This is a genomic window from Paenibacillus sp. YAE3, assembly GCF_057546105.1.
Genome location: NZ_BAAIYF010000018.1, coordinates 77,095 through 94,111, shown reverse-complemented (window position 1 = coordinate 94,111; position 17,017 = coordinate 77,095). Strand labels below are relative to the sequence as shown.

The following is a 17,017-nucleotide window of genomic DNA, read 5'->3' as shown; positions in this document are numbered from 1 at the left end:
GTACATCTCACTTTCTCGTATTTTCCAAACGCGGCTTGTTTGCTTTGCGCTGCAGTTCTTCCGAGCCTTCCTGCACTTCCTCCCGCGGAAGCCCGCCCGCTTCAAGTTCTTCGTCGCTTTTCGTTAACAGTCTTTGATAGAAGGCAAGGCCTTCCTCTTCGGTGATTTCCTGCTGATCGAGCAGCCTGTAAAGGGTGTTCTCCGCCTCGTCGTACCGCCCCCGCTCCTCTTCATAGCGGAGCAGCAGCCGATCCGTTTTGGCCGGAATCCTGTAGCCTTTGATCCCTTCCTTCAGCTCGGCCACGCGCTCTGGCAGCTTCAGCATCGTATGGTCTGCTCCGTGCAGGTCGGCATAGAGATACAGATGCAGCGATTTCATAAGGCGGATCAGCCCCTCGTCCTTTTGCTCCATATCCAAGTATACCCCGCCTTCTTCCTGAAGCAGCCTGGCGATCGTTTGCAGCTTGTCGGCTTCGATCCCGCCCCCCAGTCGAAACATCTCTATGATATCCTCAACGGACAGGGAATTCAAAAGCTTCGAGTTCAGGCGGAAATTTTTGCTCAGCAGGTCGTCGATTTCCCATAGAGCCTCGGTGTATTTTTTCTGTTGTTTGAGCCCGAATACTTTGCCGACCATTTCAACCATATCCTCTACCATTTGCAGCAAATAGTCTTTCCTGAACATGACGCTCCTCAACCCTTTCCAAAATGATTAAGCGATAGGCAAGATCACGAAGCCTCCCTTTTCTTGCCTTCTGGTGCAAGTTGAACCTTGATGCCCGGGAAGACCGCGTTTTTTGCCACGAGGATCTTTCTTTTTAATGATTGTATGCTATTCGGCATGCCAAAGCCAGCGGCCCGCCCGAAAAACGCCCGGATAAACCGGATTCAAGCCGCTGCCTTCATGGCGCAAAAAGCCGGAGCCCTTTGTTCTTAGGGCTCCGGCTTTGATTTATGGCATGAAGCTGTAATGGGATGAAATTTTCAGCGCATGAACGAGGGCCTCGGGCACTCAGCTTTCCTTCAAGAAGCTCCGGACGATGCCGGCCAGCTCCTCCGGCGTTTCCATCATGCTCATATGGCCTGCGCCCTTGATCGTTGCTTTCGTGATGTTCGGGCGGTCCGAGGAGAACACTTTTTCCGGAGGGGCAATGCCGTCATGTTCTCCCGCCACCAGCAGGACCGGCAGCGCCGAAGCGGAAATGACGTCGCGGCGGTCCGGCCGCTCGCGCATGGCCAATGCCGCGCCTGCGGCGCCTTGCGGCGGCGTGAGATAGCCGATTTCCTTCGCTTTTTGGATCAGCTCGGGCCGGGACTTCGCCGTGCCTGGCGCAAACAATCCCGGAATCAGGCCGTCGATAAACGCGGTCATTCCTTCCGTCTGGATGGTGCTTACGGCTTTCAGCCGCTTTTCCTTGCCCGCTTCGTCATCCGCGTATCCCGTGGAATGGATGAGGCCGAAGCCGTTTAACCGCGAGGCGTACCGCTGGGCGAAGGAAAGCGTAACGTATCCGCCCATGGAATGCCCCAGCATCGTCGCCTTCTCCACGTTCAGCTCGTCGAGAAGCTTCAGGACGTCGTCCGCCATTTGCTCGATCGAATACGCTCCCAGCGGGGCATCCGACGAGCCGTGTCCGCGCAAATCGGGCACGATGCAGCGAAGGCTGCCGGATAAGAGCGGCACGAGCGGCTCCCAGTATGCGGAGCTGCCGCAGAAGCCGTGGAGCAGCACGACAGCCTCTCCCTCTCCCTGATCGGCATAACAAAGCGTATATCCGTCGCAAACTACTTTATCCATCGTGAAACCCTTCTTTCGTGAGGATTTTTTGCATCCGCTTTTTCGGTTCCAATCCCATCATGCAGCCATATTCCGGACCGGACTCCCATAGATTTAAATGAATGGCCAACCATAGGCCCGGTTGGCGCCCGCATCGGCCGCCAGTCCGAACGCTTCCGCCGCGGCGGAGGCAATCTGGCCGGCCATCGCCATCACATGATGCAGCGAGGTCATCTGCAGCGTGGCATAAGGCTTGGGACCGATCGCATTCACGACCGCGGCGACGCTGTAATTTCCGACGGGCGGAAGCGAGAGTCCCACCGATCTTGCGGGTAACAGCGGCTCGTCCGCAACCACGAAGCTTCCGACGGACTGCGGCTGTCCCAAGCATGCATCGATCGCGACCACGACATGGCTTTCCGGGATTTCCGCCAAGCGGGCTACCAGGCTGGAGGCATCGCACGGGGACGCCAACGTTCCGATGACATGGGGGAAACCGCAGGCGGAAAGCGCGCTTCCCGTCAGCGGGCCGAGCGCATCGCCGGTGGACCGGTCCGTGCCGATGCACAAAAAGGTCACGGCGGAGGGCTCATGGCGGCTGCGGATGTCCGCCAAAAAAGCGCGAAGCCCGTTGGCATCCGTTTTTTGGCTGTTCCCGCCCTTATCCCGGCCGGAGCGGAAGTCTTGATTCGACAAGGCCTAGTGCCTCCCTTGCAGGTTGATCAACATATTCCTTTTGATTTTACTGCAAAATAGCCGGCAAGAAAAATCATTTTCCTGTGTCGGGCGGCAAGACATGCTACAATGGGTACAACCCGCGATTCCCCGAAGGCAGGGACTTAGCTTCGCAGCCCGTTCTCGCACTTCGAAGAGGCAAGGGAAATGATAAACGGCTGCAACTGAAGAAAAGAAACTGGAAAGGATGAACCTCCCCCATGGATTTATCGCAAAAAACGGCTGAAAATATCGAGTACATGATCGAACAGATCAAAACCAAGCTTCGAATGGCCAGCGGCGCCGCCATGAGCTCCACCGCCTTTTCGGTGGATCAATACGAAGACATCCGCGATGTCTACGAGCTTGTCATGACCAAATCGAACCTCAGCATTTCCGAAGTGGAAGCCTTGGTGTCGGAGCTTGGCCGCTTACGCAGCAAATAAGTTTTCCCCGGAATACGAAAGCCCCCTGTCGATCCTTATCGTTCCAACGTGTACGAAGGAAGGCCGCAGGGGGCTTTTCTACGAGCCGGCTCATTTCAGGGAAGATCCACGAGCACGAATTCCGCGTCCCCGTCGCTGCTCGTCCCTTTGATGTGAAGGTCGCAGTTGTTGCGGATCCGGGCGGCATCCCCGGGTTCAAGCTGGAAAGTGCCGTCATTGCAGCCGATTTCCAGGTGGCCGGAAATGAGGAACAAATAAGTCCGTCTTTCCTCCTGCTGATCGAACACGATTTCTTGGCCCGTTTCCAAGATCGGAATGTAAAGGGAAATATCCGAATGTATCCGGATCCCCTCTTGCCCTTCCGTCCTTCCGGTTACCGCGGGCGCCAGCTTGTTCAAACGTTCCTCCCTGGTGAGCGGGAGGGACATCCATGACGGCCTGTGCCCCGGTTCCGACGGCAAAAACCACATTTGCATAAACCTGACAGGTTCGTCTTCGGACGGATTCATCTCCGCATGTTCGATTCCGGTGCCTGCGCTCATCACCTGGACCGTGCCGGCCGGAAGGCGCTGAGCGTTGCCTAGGCTGTCGTTATGTTCAAGCGTGCCGGAGATGACGTAACTGACGATTTCCAAATCATGATGAGGATGTTTCTTAAAGCCTTGCAACGGACTTAAACAATTATCGTTATGCGCCAGCAGGCAGCCGAAATGCGAATTGCTCGGATCATCGTAGTCGGCAAAAGAAAAGCTGAATTCGCTGTGGATCCACCCTTTCTCCGAAGTATGACGCTCCGCCGAAGTCACTACTTTAATCATTTTACATCCACCTCCATGAATGTCTTTCTCAAAAAAGGTTGGTCTTGATTACGTAATTCTTACCCCTAACCTTCACCGCTCAATCACATTCAAAAACAAAAAAATCCCTCCTGCAATCCGGAAGGGATTTCATGCGGATTCCTATTCTCTTTGGGATGCCAGGCGCGAAAAAAACGAATCCAGTGCCGGGTGGCACCTTGCGCAGGCTTCCTTAGGCGTTATACCGATTGCAGCCGGAATACGGCATCGGCATGCCCGACCTTTTTGCCTTCGTCATTATAGATGTCATGCGTAAAAGACTCGCGCAATTCCCGGATGAGCGAGTGGTTGCCGTAGCCGATTTGTTCCAGGATGGACTCGACGATCCAGCCCCATTCTTCTTCCGACCCGTCCAATACCTTAAAGGCGATGCCGAGGCGTTCCTTCTTCAGGCCGAAGCAGTACACGCCCTTGAAGCCGCCCTTGGCGACGATATTTCCGTCCTGCAAGACGAGGGAATCGACGCGGCCGCGGCCGCCCACCATCTCCGGATGTTGGTTCATCGCCCGGACAATGGTTTTCACCGCTTCCCTGACGGCTTCATCCGCAATGAGGTCCGGGCAAGCAAGCTTCACGTAGGCCGCGGCCATCGCCGAAAGCGGCAGAGCAAAAACGGGAAAACCGCAGCCGTCCGTACCGAGTTCGATGCGATCCGCGGGAATGCCGCACATCATCGCCACGGTCCCGATGATTTCCTGCTGTACGGGATGCCCCGGGTCCGCATACCCTTCCAGCGGGTATCCTTTCATTTTGCAGTAGGCAAGCACGCCGAGATGTTTGCCGGAACAATTATGGTACAAGCGGCGTTTGCCGCCCTGCCGGCGCAGCACCTCTTCCTTGCTTTCTTCGTTCCAGGGATAACTTGCCGCGCAAACGAGCTCCGACTCCGTCAGTCCCGTTTTCTTCATGATGCTTTCGAGCACGTCCACATGCTCAGGCTGCGCCATGTGCGATGCGGTCATGATGGCGATCTCCTTGTCGTCCAGCCCGTAATGGGCTGCAATGCCTCCGCGGATCGCAACGATCGCCTGAAGGGGCTTCGCGGCCGAACGCGTGAAGGTTACGAAATCCGGATCTCCCGCGTAAGCCGAGGTTTTCCCGCGATCGTCGACGACGCATATATGTCCATGATGCGAGCATTCCATGATGCCCGCGCGATATTCCTTGATCAATACCGGTTCCATCAAACCATCTCTCCTTTAGCTAATCGCTTATCCATCATACAACTTATTCCGAAGAGTTTGAAGACTGCCGCAATATAGTTCATTATTTTCTTTCGCTGCGCATTTCATGATTTTTGTTTCAGGCCCCATAAGACCGTTTAAATACGAAATAAGCAAGGACAAACCCTATCATGGCCGATCTCAAGCCATCATCATAAAACAAGGAGTGATTTCGATGAATAAGACGGAAACGGATTGCCAAGTACAAAGCGGCGGCACCTCTACCTTCCTCAAAGGGGCGCTGGTCGGCGGGTTGCTCGGCGCGGCCGCGGCATTGCTGTTCGCCCCTAAATCGGGCCGCGAGCTGCGGGGCGATTTGTCCGGAACGATCAGCACCATGACGGATAAATCGAAGGAACTCGCGTCCACCTTGGGCGAAAAAGCGTCCGATGTCGCCAAATCGGTCTCTTCCAAAACGACGGAGCTGGCCAAATCGGTGAACGAAGGCAAAAACAGCATCATGGAAAGCGTGAAACAGGCTTCGGCCGATCTGGCGGAGGACGCCAAAAACGCTTCCGATAAAGTCAAAGCGGCGGCGGAGGATGCCTCCCAAACAGCCGCGGGCAAAATGGAATAACAGCCTCCTGCTGCCGAATGAACGATTCGTCCGCAAGCCAGCCGAAGCGGCTGGCTTTTTCCGCGACCCAAGCGACATTGAAGGCGCCCGCGCGCCGGAAGAAAGCAGGGATGAACATGAACAAAACAAGCCCGTATCGCGTCGATGAACATCCTTTCGAGCTGAGGCATGAGGTCAAAAGGCTCAACCGGCGGCTGGACCAAATCGCCGATTCGCTCGAAAAGGCCGAAATCAAGGACATTCTTGAAAATTATACGAATCCGAAAAAAAGAATCATCACCAATTTCACTTCGGGCATCGCCCGCGGGCTCGGGCTCTCCATCGGCACGTTCGTCATTTTGGGGGTTCTCGGGTACATTCTCAGCCTGTTCGTCAAAATGCCCGTCATCGGCGAATATATCGCCAACCTGCTGCACTATATCAACCAATATAAACGTTGAACCGGCGCAGGTTCAGCGTTTTTTAACCGGAAAGCGGCGCCCGGAATTCCTTCCGGGGCCGCTTTTTCGTGACGCGGCCGGTGTCCGAAGTTCCGTGTCGGATGCCGTCATATTTTGGATTTTCGCCCTTTGACCCTCAGCAAATCCCCGGTCCAGCCTTTGCTGTGCATCCACCAGTACATGCCCAGCGTAAACAGAAGCGTGCCGAACATGACGGACACAAACCCCCAGGGGGTTTTGATCGCCGGCAGGTTATCGAAGTTCATGCCCCATATCGCCCCGACCACGGTCGCCGGCGTGAAGATCGAGGTGACGATCGTGAGGGTCTTCATGATCTCGTTGCCGCGAAACGCGGACACGGCGTCGTCGATGGCAATGAGGGTATCGATTTCGTCCTCGTAATGCCGGAAGGCCCTACCCATCCGTTCCATCCGATGGAGCAGCCGCAGGAAGGGTTTGCTTGACTCCAGCCTATCCAGATACCCCTCCCTGGCAGCCGCGATCAACTCGTCAAAGGGGGTGAACAAATTGCTCCAGAACAACAGCTCGAACCGGGAGTTCAAAATTTTATCCATCAGATGGCGCTGATTGTCCATCTCCATCGCGCGTTCGATGGCGCGCAAATTCATCTCGAAGCGGTCGAGCCCTTGATGGAAATAATGAAGCAGCGTCCTCGCCAACACGAACATGCCGTCGACGGCGTTCGGGCACTGCTGCAGCATCGACGTTCTTTCTTTGGCCGCCATCATCTCCCTGGTGTTCGGATCCAGATTGATCGTGACCAGCATCTGATCGTTCACGAAAAAATGAAGCCTGTCCACCGGGCCGGCGCCCGTGACCTCGCTTTTGATGGAGTATGGCAGCGTACCGAAAATGACGGCTTCCGCGCCATCGGGAAACCGGACCGAAATATAATTTTCGCTGACCTTCGGAATGACGCGCAGCCACTCGTCGATCGCCGGGGATTCCTCCCGAAGCCTCTGAAGCCATTCATGGGACGAGTCTTCCATGGCCACATCGTACCATCGCCATCCGCCGGCAAAATGGAGCAAGCGGTGCTGTGCCGCATTGGAACCGTTGTTCTTCATAGGCTAAGCGCCCCTTTCGTTAAACTGCGAATAGCAAGGCGTCATCCGCCTTTCGGATATGCAAAAGGACACGCAAGTTCTCGATGGAGAAATCCATTGCGTGTCCTATCTATAACCTTCCCGCCATGAGCGCAACCGCAAAAAAGCTTGTCCGTCATAACGAAGAATTCGACATGATTTCTTTCAGTTTTTCGGTGGCCCGCTTCTGGATGCGCGAAACGCTCATCTGCGAAACGCCCAGCTTCTGGGCGATCGAGCGCTGGGATTCTCCGTCCTGGAAAGCCATCAGCAGTACCCGCTGCTCTTGTTCCTTCAGCTGGCTCAACGCTTGCTGCAAATCCATCCGCTTTTCGACCGTATCGTAGTCGTCCGCTTCGGAGCTGATCAGTTCCCCGAGCGTCGCCCCCGTTTCTTCCTGGGACAAAGGGGAATCCAAGGACACATAATGATAGCATTCCCGTCCGGCTAGGACTTCGACGGTTTCTTCCACCGACAGATCCAGGAACTCCGCGATTTCATCCACGCTTGGCGAACGTTCGAGTTTTACCGTCAGCTCATCGATGGCCTGCTGGACCAGCGCGCCCTTCTCCTTGATCCGCCGCGGCACCTGTATGTACCAAGATTTGTCGCGAAGGAAATTTTTCATGTGGCCGATCATGCTTTTCATCGCGTACGGCTCAAACGGAACTCCAAGTTCGATGTCGTATTGCTGCAGCAGGCGAATGAGCGACATTTGGCCGACTTGGTACAAATCTTCATACAAATCGGGGCGGTTTCGGGCAATTTTGCCTGCTGCGATTTTTACCATAGGCTCGTATTTTTGGATTAGAACGGTAGCGATTTCGTTGTCTTTGGTCTGCTGGTACTGCCAAATCAAACCGACGGCCTCGCTCATGGACTCAGGGGGAGTCACTTTATCGTTCATACCTTTTCCTCGCTTCTCGTCAGACGTTTGGTCATCACGACCTTGGTTCCGCGCCCGGCCGCATTTTCGATGCTGACCTCGTCCATGAGCGCTTCCATCAGGTAGAAACCAAGCCCGCCGATTTCTACGTCCAGCAGCTCCTTGTCGTGAAGCGTCGCACTGCCGCTCGTAGAAGTCCGTTCAAAGCTTTCCCCTTCGTCCCGTACCGTAATGGACAACATGTCCTCAAAAACCTCAAACGCCACTTCCACGATGCCGTCCTGCTTGCCGTAGGCATAAAGCACCGAGTTGTTGCACGCCTCCGACACCGCTACCTTCATGTCCTCGATATCCTCGTAAGTGAAACCCATCTTCGAGGCGATCCCGTATAAATTCAGTCTGACGATATCGACGTATTCCGCTCTGGCCGGCAGACTGATCACGACTCTTTGAACTTCAGCATTCATTCTTTTCTTCGATCCTTTCCTATTGGGAATTCTCATTAGGGGCGAAAAACTTGGCGATGCCCGTCATGTCGAACAGCTTCTGGATTTGCGGAGGAACCTGCTCTACCTGGAAGCGGGCTTCCATGCCGTGTCTGGCTTTCAAAATGGAGAGCAGAATTCCGATCCCGGTGCTGTCGATATACTTCAAATCCTTCAGGTTGACGATCAGATCGATCCCCGCGTCCGATACCAACGGCTCCATGACGAGCCTGAAATCAGGGGCTACCGACAAATCCAGCTCTCCGGCCAAATATACGGTGCAAGAATTTCCGTTTTTTTCTGTCGTTGCTTTGAATTTATCGTTTTTATTTGCATTCATAGACATTCTCTCCCGAAAATTGATTTCATTTCGTCATATCCATCGCATGTGCATCCCAGGTCCATACGACCCGATATTTACAAATAACCCGAACCCGCCTGCTTGAATCACTTCCGGTTCATGAAGGCAGCGAAAGCGGGTAACGATTTAATATTTCCTTCAGCCTGCTCATCTGCACAGGTTTGCTGATGTAGTCGTCCATTCCCGCTTCCAGGCAGCGCTCGCGGATGCCCTCCATCACGTTGGCCGTCATCGCGACGATCACCGGCGTCCGGTTTGCAGGTTTCTGCCGCAGGCGGATTCGTTTGGCCGCCTCGAGCCCGTCCATCACCGGCATTTGCAGATCCATGAAAATGTAATGGTAACCGGGGCTTGCCAGCGACTTCTCCACGGCCTGCCGCCCGTCCTCGGCTACTTCGGCTTTCAGCCCGAATTTGCCGAGCATGCTGACCATCAGCTTCCGGTTGACCGGATGATCGTCCACGACCAGAATGTCCGGCGGCGCGCTGCCGTCCCGTTTCACCTGCAGCCGAAGTTCGTCGCAGCATCCGTCCAAGCATTCGTCATACTCCGGCTCCTTGACGACGATGTTGAAAATAAAGGTCGTTCCCTGAACCTCGGACGGCTCGACCCGGATGTCGCCGCCCATCATCTCGACGAGCGATTTGCAGATGGCCAGCCCAAGGCCGGTGCCGCCGTATTTGCGCGTCATGGAGGAATCGAGCTGGGAAAACGGCTTAAACAACCGGTCGATTTTGTCCTCCGAGATGCCGATGCCCGTATCCCTGACGGCAAATTCGATATCGAGGCTCCCGGCCGTCCGCTCCTTCAAAGACACGATTAAATACACGCCGCCCTCGTGAGTGAATTTCACCGCATTGGCGATCAAATTGATGAGCACCTGGCGCAACCGGGCCATGTCGCCGTAAATCGCCGGGGGAATCCGGTCGTCAAGAAAATAGACGAGCTCGAGCCCCTTTTTGCCCGCTTCGACGGAAAACAGGCTGAAAACCTCTTGAATGCAGACGCCCAGGTCAAAGGGATGCTCTTCAAGCTCCATTTTGCCGGACTCCATCTTCGTGAAATCCAGGATGTCGTTGATGACCGTCACGAGGGCATCCGCGCTGCTGCGGATAATCTCGGCATATTCCTGCTGCTCTTCGTTCAGTTCGGTTTCCATCAGCAGATCGACCATGCCGATCACCCCGTTCATCGGAGTGCGGATTTCATGGCTCATCATCGCCAAAAATTCGGTTTTCGCCTTGGCCGCGATTTCCGCGGCTTCTTTGGCCTTCACCAGTTCCTGGTTGATTTTCTCCAGCTCCTGGGTTTTCTGCTGCAGCAGCATCGACTGGGTTTTATGTTTTTTTCCCGTTAAATACATTTCGACGAAACCTTCGATTTTCGATTTCAGGATCTGCGGAATGAAAGGTTTGACCATATAATCGATGGCTCCGGCGGAATACCCCGCGAATAAATGCTCCGCTTCCTTGCTGTTCGCCGAAATGAAGATGATGGGAATGTCTTTCGTCTTATCCCTTTTTTTGATCAGCTTCGCCGTTTCGATCCCGTCCAGCCCCGGCATTTGCACATCGAGCACGATGACGGCAAACTCGTCCTTCAGCAGGCAGCGCAGCGCCTCTTCTCCGGACGTCGCCTTGACGAGGTTGTACCGTTCGCTCTCCAGCACGGCCTCCAGGGCCAGCAAATTTTCGGGATGGTCGTCCACGAGCAATATATGAATCGGTTCTTGAACCCCCATAGAATCCTCCCCAATAACCTATTTCATCTTCCGGTATATTTTCTCCACGCGGTCCATCGGTTCGTAATACTGGCTGTATTCCGTAAATTGGATCGACTCCTTCGAGCCGAGGACCAAAATGCCGGAGCGGCTCAGACTTTCGTAAAACAGCCCATGTACCCGGTCCCGGAGCGTATCGTTAAAATAAATCATGACATTCCGGCAAAAAATGACGTTAAATTCGTTGAAGGAACGGTCCGTGGCCAGGTTATGTTCGGCGAAAATGATGTTTTTTTGCAAAAACGGCTTAAAAATGACCGAGTTGTATTTCGCCGTGTAATATTCCGAAAACGAGCGGGTTCCCCCGGCCTCGATGTAGTTTTTCGTGTACTGTTTCATTTTTTCGATCCCGAATATCCCCTGCTTGGCAATCGCCAGCGAGCGGTCGTTCATGTCCGTCGCATAAATCCTCGATTTGTCGTACAGCCCTTCCTCATGCAGCAAAATCGCCATGGAGTAAACTTCCTCGCCCGTCGAGCAGCCCGCGTGCCAGATACGGATATACGGATAGGTGCGGAGCAGCGGCACGATTTTCTCGCGGAAAAGCCTAAACACCTCCGGGTCCCTGAACATCTCCGTCACCGGGATCGACAACGTCTGGACCATCCGCTCAAAACACGTACGCTCATGAAGCACCCGTTCCTGAAGCGCGGAAATGCTTTTCAGGCCTTCCGAATGGATAAAATGCCATATTCGCCGTCGCAGGGATGGCAGCGCGTAGTTGCGGAAGTCATAACCGTAAAGCCGGTGAACCCCTTCAAGCAGAAGCTCAAGTTCGATATCCTCGCGCTCCCTGTTGCCGCCTGCCGTCAAACGTTCTTCAAAATCTTCCGAAATGCAAATATCCATTCAAGTTCCTCCTGATTTCCCGTATAACACTTTCCATTACCCGCATATCCGGCCTACGAATACAGCCATACCCGCATGAGCGAAAGAAGCTGTTCGGTTTGGATCGGTTTTTTGACGTAATCCGAGGCTCCGGCTTCGATGCATTTCGAGCGGTCCTCCTTCATGGCTTTCGCCGTCAAAGCGATGATCGGCAGCTTTTGGAACTCCGGCTGCTGGCGGATTCGGCGCATCGCCTCGTAGCCGTCCATTTCCGGCATCATCATGTCCATCAGCACCAAATCGAAATGCTCGCCGCTGTTTAATATTTCGATCGCATCCCGCCCGTTTTCGGCAAAGGTGACGTCCATATCATAGCTTTCCAGCACGCTGGACAGCGCAAACACGTTCCGGATGTCGTCGTCGACGAGCAGAATCCGCTTGCCTTCGAACAAAACCTCCTTATTGTGCAGCCTTTGCAAAATTTTGCGTTTGTCTTCCGGCAAATTCGCTTCGACCCGGTGCAGGAACAACGTCGTTTCGTCCAGCAGCCGCTCGGGCGATTTCACGTCCTTGATAATGATGGACTCGGCGTATTTCCGGAGCCTCATTTCCTCCTTGCTGTCCAGGTCCTTGCCCGTGTAAATGATGATCGGCAGGTCCTCCAGCTCTTCGTCCTGCTGAATTTGATCCAGCAGCTCGAAGCCCGTCATATCGCTTAACATCAAATCCAGCACCATGCTGTCGTACCGTTTGTTCCGCAGCTCCCTCAGCGCCTCTTCGCCCGTCGACACCGCCGTAATGACGACATCGTCGTGGTCGATCAGCTCGATGATCGAATTCCGCTGCGTTTCGTCGTCCTCTACGATCAGCAAATGTTTGACCGAATTTTCGGTATACGATTCGATATGCGAAAATGCCCTTTCGAGCGCCGCCTTGGAAGACGGCTTCTTCAGATAGGCGATGGCCCCCATTTTCAGTCCCTGCTTCACTTCGTCCACGACCGAAACGATATGCACCGGGATGTGCCGCGTAGCCGAATGGCTCTTCAGCTCGCCGAGAATGGACCAGCCGTCCATGACCGGGAGCTGGATATCGAGGATGATGGCATCCGGCAAATAAGACTGGGCCATCTGCAGGCCGATATCGCCCTGCTCCGCGACAAGGCCCTTAAAGCCGCGGCCCCGGGCCATTTCCAGCAAGATGCCGGCAAATTTCGGATCGTCCTCGATGATCAGCAGCACCTTGTCGTTGTCCTCGATCCGGTCCCGGTCGTCGGCAATCGCCGCCAAAGCCGGAATTTGGTCCTTGGCTTTGCGGTCCGGCTCTCCGGCCGGCGCGGTTTCCCCGGAGACCAGCAGCTCGCCGGCAGCCGCAGCCTCGCTGCGGGCCGACTGGAGCGCCGCTTCGTCCGCTTCGATCGGCAGAAACAAAGTAAAGCAGCTTCCCTTGCCTTCCGTGGACTGCACCTCTATGCCGCCTCCGAGCAGCTTGGCCAGTTCGCGGCTGATCGAAAGCCCGAGGCCCGTTCCCCCGTATTTGCGGCTTGTCGTACCGTCCACTTGCTGGAACGCTTCAAAGATAAGCTCCGTTTTGTCTTTAGGAATGCCGATGCCCGTATCCTTGACCGACAAAGCGATGTAGCTGCGGCTCCCGTCCAGATAGGAGGGCAGTTCAGCCTCTTCCGCCCGCTGAACGCTGAAGGTGACGGAACCGCGGTTCGTGAATTTAAACGCATTGGACATCAGGTTGCGGATGATTTGCTTGACCCGGTAACCATCCGTCACGATCGATACTGGCAAATCCGGGTCCACGTCGAATCGGAGCGCCACCTGCTTTTGCGTCGCGACCGGCATGAAGTTCTGATGCACGAAACCTTTCCATTCCTGAACCGCCACTTTTTCCCGATTGATCTCCATCTTGCCTGCATCCACTTTGGACAGATCCAAAATCTCGTCGATCATCTTCAGGAGATCGGCCCCCGACATATAAATCGTGCGGGCGTATTCCGTCTGCTTGTCGCTCAAGTTGCCTTCCTTGTTTTCGGCCAGGAGCTGGGACAAGATCAGAAGGCTGTTCAGCGGCGTCCGCAGCTCATGCGACATATTGGCCAAAAACTCCGATTTGTACTTGCTCGTGACCGCCAGCTGCATCGCCTGCCGTTCCAGCTTCGCCTTCGCTTCCTCGACCTCGATGTTTTTTTCCTCAAGCTGCTGCATCTGCTCTTCGAGCGCCCGCGTCTTGGCGATGAGCTCCGTATTGAAGTGCTCCAGTTCCTCCTGCTGCCGCTGCAGCAGATCCTCGGATTTTTTGAGCGCTTCGGTTTGCTCTTCCAGGTTCTCGTTCGTGCGTCTCAGCTCTTCCTGCTGCGTTTGCAGCTCTTCCGATTGGCACTGCAGCTCCTCGGTAAGCGCCTGCGATTCCCGCAGCAGCTCCTCGACGCGCAATCTCCGGTTGATATTGTTGATCACGATGCCCAAATGGTCGGCGAGCTGGGAAAAAAGCTTGCTTTGCAGCTCCGAAAACGGCTCGAACGAAGCCACTTCGATCGCTCCCAGCAGCTCGTCCTCGAACAGGATCGGCTGGATCATCAAATGTGCCGGCTTGCCCTGGCCCAAGGCCGACGTCACGGATAAATAGTTGTCCGGAACCGTGGTCGCGATCGGCTTGCGGTCCAGCGCGCTTTGTCCGATCAGCCCCTCGCCTACCCCGACCTTCCCCTTCGTGGCCAATTCGCCTTCGCGGGCATACGTGCCGTTCAGAACAAGCCAGTCCGGCTCTCTTTCTTCATCATGGATATAGATGGCCCCGTACATCGCTCCCAGGACGGGCGTAAATTCGCTGATAAAGGCCTGGGACACCTGCTCCCTGGAATTGATGCCCCGCAAGAGCTCCGTAATCCGGCTCACGTTGGAATTCAGCCAGTTCAAATCTTTTTGGGCCTGCAGGTAGCTCTTTTCCAGCTGTTGTTTTTCCTCGAGATCCTCCGCCATCTCTTTGAACACGCGGGCTACCTCCCCGATTTCATCCTTGGAGGTCACTTTGATCCGGCGGATGGTCCGGATCCGTCCCTTGCCGAAGCTGTCGATCATCATGGAGACCACGTTCAGTCCCCTGGTAATGCTCGGAATTACCCATAAAATGACGGCAAATCCAATCAGCAAACCGGCCGTCATCAAAACGGCCGTGATTTGAATCGATCGGCCGTAATTCGTTTTCGCTTCCGTTATGTCGCGATCCACCTGCATGTCCTGGAACGCCGCAAGCTCGTTGGCGCTTTTCAGCGCTTCTTCCTGCAAGGCAAGACCGCTTGTGTTGCGGTACGCGTTGGCTGCCTCCCACATTCCTTGCGAAACAAGAGACATTTGCTTCTCCTCGTATCGCTTGAAGCCTTCCCAAGCGCTTCTCACCCGGGTCAGCATTTGCTGCTCTTCCGGGGACTCGCTGCTCGCGATAAGCTTTTGCAAACTTTCGTTGCCGCTGTCTATCATGGCGTTGATCTCGTTTTTGGTTTCTTCGAGCGAGGCGGTCCGGTTCAACATCACGTTGACGAGCACCCGCGAAATATTGTTCACTTCGCTCCGCACGCTGCTGGAATATCTGACCTTCAAATACCGCTGCTCATAGATCTCGTCCAGCTGCTTGTTCATATCGTTTAAACGGTTGTAGCCAATCGTCGTCATCACGGCCATAAGGACCATCATGACGCCGAAACCGATAATCAGCTTGGCTTTCAGCTTCATTCCGCGTTTTCCCCCTCTTTTAACGATATCCACACGAGGCACTTGTCGTCTTCCCGCTCCTGCGTGCCGTGGTCTTCAAAAAAAGCCTCGAACATCCGGGACTCGTCCCACCGATGCGAATGGCTCAGGCGGTCGATCAGGAAATCCATCTTCTCTTCATGTTCCCCGTCCACCACCTCCAGCAGACCGTCGGTATACAAGGCGATATGCCCGTCGCCTTCGTAATGAAGCGTTTGCGGTTCAATCTCCATCTTCTCGAACAGCCCTACCGGACAGCATGCCTTGTCAAGCTGAACGACTCCCCCTTCATTCGGGAAAAACAGCGCCGGCGGATGCCCCGCGTTGACGTAATCGATCCTTTTCACGACCGTGTCCACGACGAGATAGATCGCCGTAAAATAGTACTGCACGAGCTGATTTTCGATATGGAGCTGGTTGAACCGGCGGTTCAGCTCCTGGATGACCTTTTCCGGCTCCACATATGTCGTTACGGTATCCTTCAGCACCGACGCGATAAACATCGTAAACAGCGACGAGGAGATGCCGTGGCCCATCATGTCCAGCAGAAGGACGCCGTACCGTCCCCCGCCAAGCGGATACCAAGCGTACAAATCCCCGGCAAGCTCGGCGGAAGGCTGGTAGATCGCGTGCACCTCGAAGGCGCTGTCCTCGATCGGGGGGCTCAGCACGGCATTTTGCACCAGCGCGGCCAACCGCAATTCGTCCTTGATCCGCTGATCCCGCTCCTTATGCCAATCGTTTTCCTTTTTAAGCCGCAAGGCCAGCCGGATTCTGGCCATCAGCTCCACCTTGTTGATCGGCTTCGTCACATAGTCCACCGCTCCGGCATCCAGCGCTTCAGCCAATTTTTTCGAGTCGCCCACGGCCGTGACCATAATGATCGGAATGTCCTTAAGATGATCGTGCCGCTGAATGATCCGGCAGGCTTCGATCCCGTCGATTTCCGGCATCATCATGTCCAGCAGGATGAGGTCGATGTTGGCCTGATGGCCCGCTGCCTGCCTGCCGGAGCCGCTTTCTCCGCGGCCCTCGATGCCCAGCATCTCGAACATGCCGTGGGCCGAGGAGGCCGATGCCGTTTCGCGGTAGTTCTCTTTTTTCAAAATTTCACGGATAATAATGATATTTGTCGGATTATCGTCAACGATTAATATTCTCATAACATTCTCCTTAACACGCCCGAATAGGTTTGGGTTATGAAGTCTCCTGCTACCATACTAACATAATCTAAAAGATAACTTTTTGGCCAACGCCCGGAAAATTCAAAATTTTCCATATAGCGGGCCAGGCTCCAAAAACACAGATAAGGAATGGGACAAAAGACCCCATTCCTTATCTATATTCTGGATACCCTATCCGAAACTTGTGTCAAACGTTATACGGTTTTGGCAATGACCAAGACCTTTCCGAGGTCCAGCTCCTTCTCGTAAAACTGGGCCTCCGCCTCCGTGAAACCAAGCGACGTGATCTTGGCGCGGAGCTCGTCGCCCCTGAGCCGGAACAGATTGGCAAGAGCATCAAACATGCCTTCTTCCTTAATGCCGATCTCGTTCGCATTTGCCGCATCGGCAATCCGTTCCGTCCGGTCGCCGTCATGGGCCAAAACGAAGATGTCGTCGCTCATGTAGCCGCTGTTTCGAAGGCGGCGCACTTCCTCCACGGCTTGAACGCCGTTTTCCACGACTTTTGCATACGATCTTGCATGGGTTGATGAATTCATGTTCCTCACTCTCCTTAAGCGTTTTTTTCGTCCGCTCATGTTCCTATTAACCATGA

17 protein-coding genes are annotated in these 17,017 nt (G+C 54.6%); 3 read left to right on the top strand and 14 right to left on the bottom strand.

The window, feature by feature from the left end; all coding sequences use genetic code 11:
- Positions 1-7: 7 nt before the first annotated feature.
- The 3 genes from AC27KL_RS25735 to yyaC form a co-directional block, all read right to left on the bottom strand.
- Entirely contained in the window at positions 8-685 is a 678-nt protein-coding gene (locus AC27KL_RS25735; protein ID WP_339322367.1) for a DUF6483 family protein, read from the bottom strand.
- Positions 686-1,012: 327 nt separating this feature from the next.
- Positions 1,013-1,798, bottom strand: coding sequence for an alpha/beta fold hydrolase (locus AC27KL_RS25730; protein WP_212951849.1), 786 nt, complete (start codon positions 1,796-1,798; stop codon positions 1,013-1,015).
- Positions 1,799-1,891: 93 nt separating this feature from the next.
- Entirely contained in the window at positions 1,892-2,473 is a 582-nt protein-coding gene (gene yyaC, locus AC27KL_RS25725) for a spore protease YyaC (RefSeq protein ID WP_487171576.1), read from the bottom strand.
- A 239-nt stretch (positions 2,474-2,712) separates the two neighbouring features.
- Between yyaC and AC27KL_RS25720 the strand changes: the two genes are divergently transcribed.
- A complete protein-coding gene (locus AC27KL_RS25720) occupies positions 2,713-2,937 on the top strand; it encodes a DUF1128 domain-containing protein (protein ID WP_036712844.1) in 225 nt (74 codons plus the stop codon).
- 95 nt (positions 2,938-3,032) lie between these two features.
- On the opposite strand, the gene AC27KL_RS25715 is transcribed toward AC27KL_RS25720, so the two are convergent.
- Both AC27KL_RS25715 and AC27KL_RS25710 read right to left on the bottom strand, forming a co-directional pair.
- On the bottom strand, positions 3,033-3,755 hold the full coding sequence (locus AC27KL_RS25715) for a pirin family protein (protein WP_487171575.1): 723 nt from the start codon (positions 3,753-3,755) through the stop codon (positions 3,033-3,035).
- 218 nt (positions 3,756-3,973) lie between these two features.
- On the bottom strand, positions 3,974-4,978 hold the full coding sequence (locus AC27KL_RS25710; protein WP_339322372.1) for an asparaginase: 1,005 nt from the start codon (positions 4,976-4,978) through the stop codon (positions 3,974-3,976).
- A gap of 214 nt (positions 4,979-5,192) precedes the next feature.
- Between AC27KL_RS25710 and AC27KL_RS25705 the strand changes: the two genes are divergently transcribed.
- Positions 5,193-5,594: a YtxH domain-containing protein gene (locus tag AC27KL_RS25705; RefSeq protein WP_212951856.1), complete on the top strand. Its 402-nt coding sequence runs from the start codon at positions 5,193-5,195 to the stop codon at positions 5,592-5,594.
- A gap of 110 nt (positions 5,595-5,704) precedes the next feature.
- The gene (locus AC27KL_RS25700) at positions 5,705-6,034 is read left to right on the top strand and encodes a DUF5665 domain-containing protein (protein ID WP_487171591.1); all 330 of its coding nucleotides are present in this window, start codon (positions 5,705-5,707) and stop codon (positions 6,032-6,034) included.
- Positions 6,035-6,141: 107 nt separating this feature from the next.
- Here the strand turns inward: AC27KL_RS25700 and AC27KL_RS25695 are convergent, their stop codons facing one another.
- The 9 genes from AC27KL_RS25695 to AC27KL_RS25655 form a co-directional block, all read right to left on the bottom strand.
- Positions 6,142-7,122 carry a magnesium transporter CorA family protein gene (locus AC27KL_RS25695; protein WP_487171574.1) on the bottom strand — a complete coding sequence of 327 codons (981 nt, stop codon included), beginning with the start codon at positions 7,120-7,122 and terminating at the stop codon, positions 6,142-6,144.
- A gap of 154 nt (positions 7,123-7,276) precedes the next feature.
- Positions 7,277-8,047, bottom strand: a complete 771-nt coding sequence (locus tag AC27KL_RS25690) for a sigma-70 family RNA polymerase sigma factor (RefSeq protein ID WP_212951859.1) — start codon at positions 8,045-8,047, stop codon at positions 7,277-7,279.
- Positions 8,044-8,493 (bottom strand): anti-sigma B factor RsbW, encoded by a 450-nt coding sequence (gene rsbW / locus AC27KL_RS25685; RefSeq protein WP_036712833.1) that lies wholly within the window; start codon positions 8,491-8,493, stop codon positions 8,044-8,046. The genes AC27KL_RS25690 and rsbW overlap by 4 nt, the downstream gene beginning before the upstream one ends.
- Before the next feature lie 19 nt (positions 8,494-8,512).
- Positions 8,513-8,851 (bottom strand): STAS domain-containing protein, encoded by a 339-nt coding sequence (locus tag AC27KL_RS25680; RefSeq protein ID WP_339322376.1) that lies wholly within the window; start codon positions 8,849-8,851, stop codon positions 8,513-8,515.
- Positions 8,852-8,969: 118 nt separating this feature from the next.
- Positions 8,970-10,613: a response regulator gene (locus AC27KL_RS25675; protein WP_487171573.1), complete on the bottom strand. Its 1,644-nt coding sequence runs from the start codon at positions 10,611-10,613 to the stop codon at positions 8,970-8,972.
- Positions 10,614-10,631: 18 nt separating this feature from the next.
- Positions 10,632-11,501 (bottom strand): CheR family methyltransferase, encoded by an 870-nt coding sequence (locus tag AC27KL_RS25670; RefSeq protein ID WP_052147145.1) that lies wholly within the window; start codon positions 11,499-11,501, stop codon positions 10,632-10,634.
- Positions 11,502-11,554: 53 nt separating this feature from the next.
- Positions 11,555-15,220, bottom strand: coding sequence for a response regulator (locus AC27KL_RS25665; RefSeq protein ID WP_487171572.1), 3,666 nt, complete (start codon positions 15,218-15,220; stop codon positions 11,555-11,557).
- Complete coding sequence (locus AC27KL_RS25660) at positions 15,217-16,401, bottom strand: SpoIIE family protein phosphatase (RefSeq protein ID WP_487171571.1); 1,185 nt, start codon at positions 16,399-16,401, stop codon at positions 15,217-15,219. The genes AC27KL_RS25665 and AC27KL_RS25660 overlap by 4 nt, the downstream gene beginning before the upstream one ends.
- 215 nt (positions 16,402-16,616) lie before the next feature.
- The gene (locus tag AC27KL_RS25655) at positions 16,617-16,961 is read right to left on the bottom strand and encodes a YflT domain-containing protein (RefSeq protein ID WP_339322381.1); all 345 of its coding nucleotides are present in this window, start codon (positions 16,959-16,961) and stop codon (positions 16,617-16,619) included.
- Positions 16,962-17,017 lie beyond the last annotated feature (56 nt).

Bases quoted from the DNA above. Each gene is read 5' to 3' on its own strand.
- AC27KL_RS25655 (WP_339322381.1), bottom strand. From the start codon at position 16,961: ATGAATTCATCAACCCATGCAAGATCGTATGCAAAAGTCGTGGAAAAC.
- AC27KL_RS25705 (WP_212951856.1), top strand. From the start codon at position 5,193: ATGAATAAGACGGAAACGGATTGCCAAGTACAAAGCGGCGGCACCTCT.
- AC27KL_RS25710 (WP_339322372.1), bottom strand. From the start codon at position 4,978: ATGGAACCGGTATTGATCAAGGAATATCGCGCGGGCATCATGGAATGC.
- AC27KL_RS25730 (WP_212951849.1), bottom strand. From the start codon at position 1,798: ATGGATAAAGTAGTTTGCGACGGATATACGCTTTGTTATGCCGATCAG.
- AC27KL_RS25670 (WP_052147145.1), bottom strand. From the start codon at position 11,501: ATGGATATTTGCATTTCGGAAGATTTTGAAGAACGTTTGACGGCAGGC.
- AC27KL_RS25690 (WP_212951859.1), bottom strand. From the start codon at position 8,047: ATGAACGATAAAGTGACTCCCCCTGAGTCCATGAGCGAGGCCGTCGGT.
- AC27KL_RS25660 (WP_487171571.1), bottom strand. From the start codon at position 16,401: ATGAGAATATTAATCGTTGACGATAATCCGACAAATATCATTATTATC.
- AC27KL_RS25715 (WP_487171575.1), bottom strand. From the start codon at position 3,755: ATGATTAAAGTAGTGACTTCGGCGGAGCGTCATACTTCGGAGAAAGGG.
- AC27KL_RS25680 (WP_339322376.1), bottom strand. From the start codon at position 8,851: ATGAATGCAAATAAAAACGATAAATTCAAAGCAACGACAGAAAAAAAC.
- AC27KL_RS25695 (WP_487171574.1), bottom strand. From the start codon at position 7,122: ATGAAGAACAACGGTTCCAATGCGGCACAGCACCGCTTGCTCCATTTT.
- AC27KL_RS25720 (WP_036712844.1), top strand. From the start codon at position 2,713: ATGGATTTATCGCAAAAAACGGCTGAAAATATCGAGTACATGATCGAA.
- AC27KL_RS25735 (WP_339322367.1), bottom strand. From the start codon at position 685: ATGTTCAGGAAAGACTATTTGCTGCAAATGGTAGAGGATATGGTTGAA.
- rsbW (WP_036712833.1), bottom strand. From the start codon at position 8,493: ATGAATGCTGAAGTTCAAAGAGTCGTGATCAGTCTGCCGGCCAGAGCG.
- AC27KL_RS25675 (WP_487171573.1), bottom strand. From the start codon at position 10,613: ATGGGGGTTCAAGAACCGATTCATATATTGCTCGTGGACGACCATCCC.
- AC27KL_RS25665 (WP_487171572.1), bottom strand. From the start codon at position 15,220: ATGAAGCTGAAAGCCAAGCTGATTATCGGTTTCGGCGTCATGATGGTC.
- AC27KL_RS25700 (WP_487171591.1), top strand. From the start codon at position 5,705: ATGAACATGAACAAAACAAGCCCGTATCGCGTCGATGAACATCCTTTC.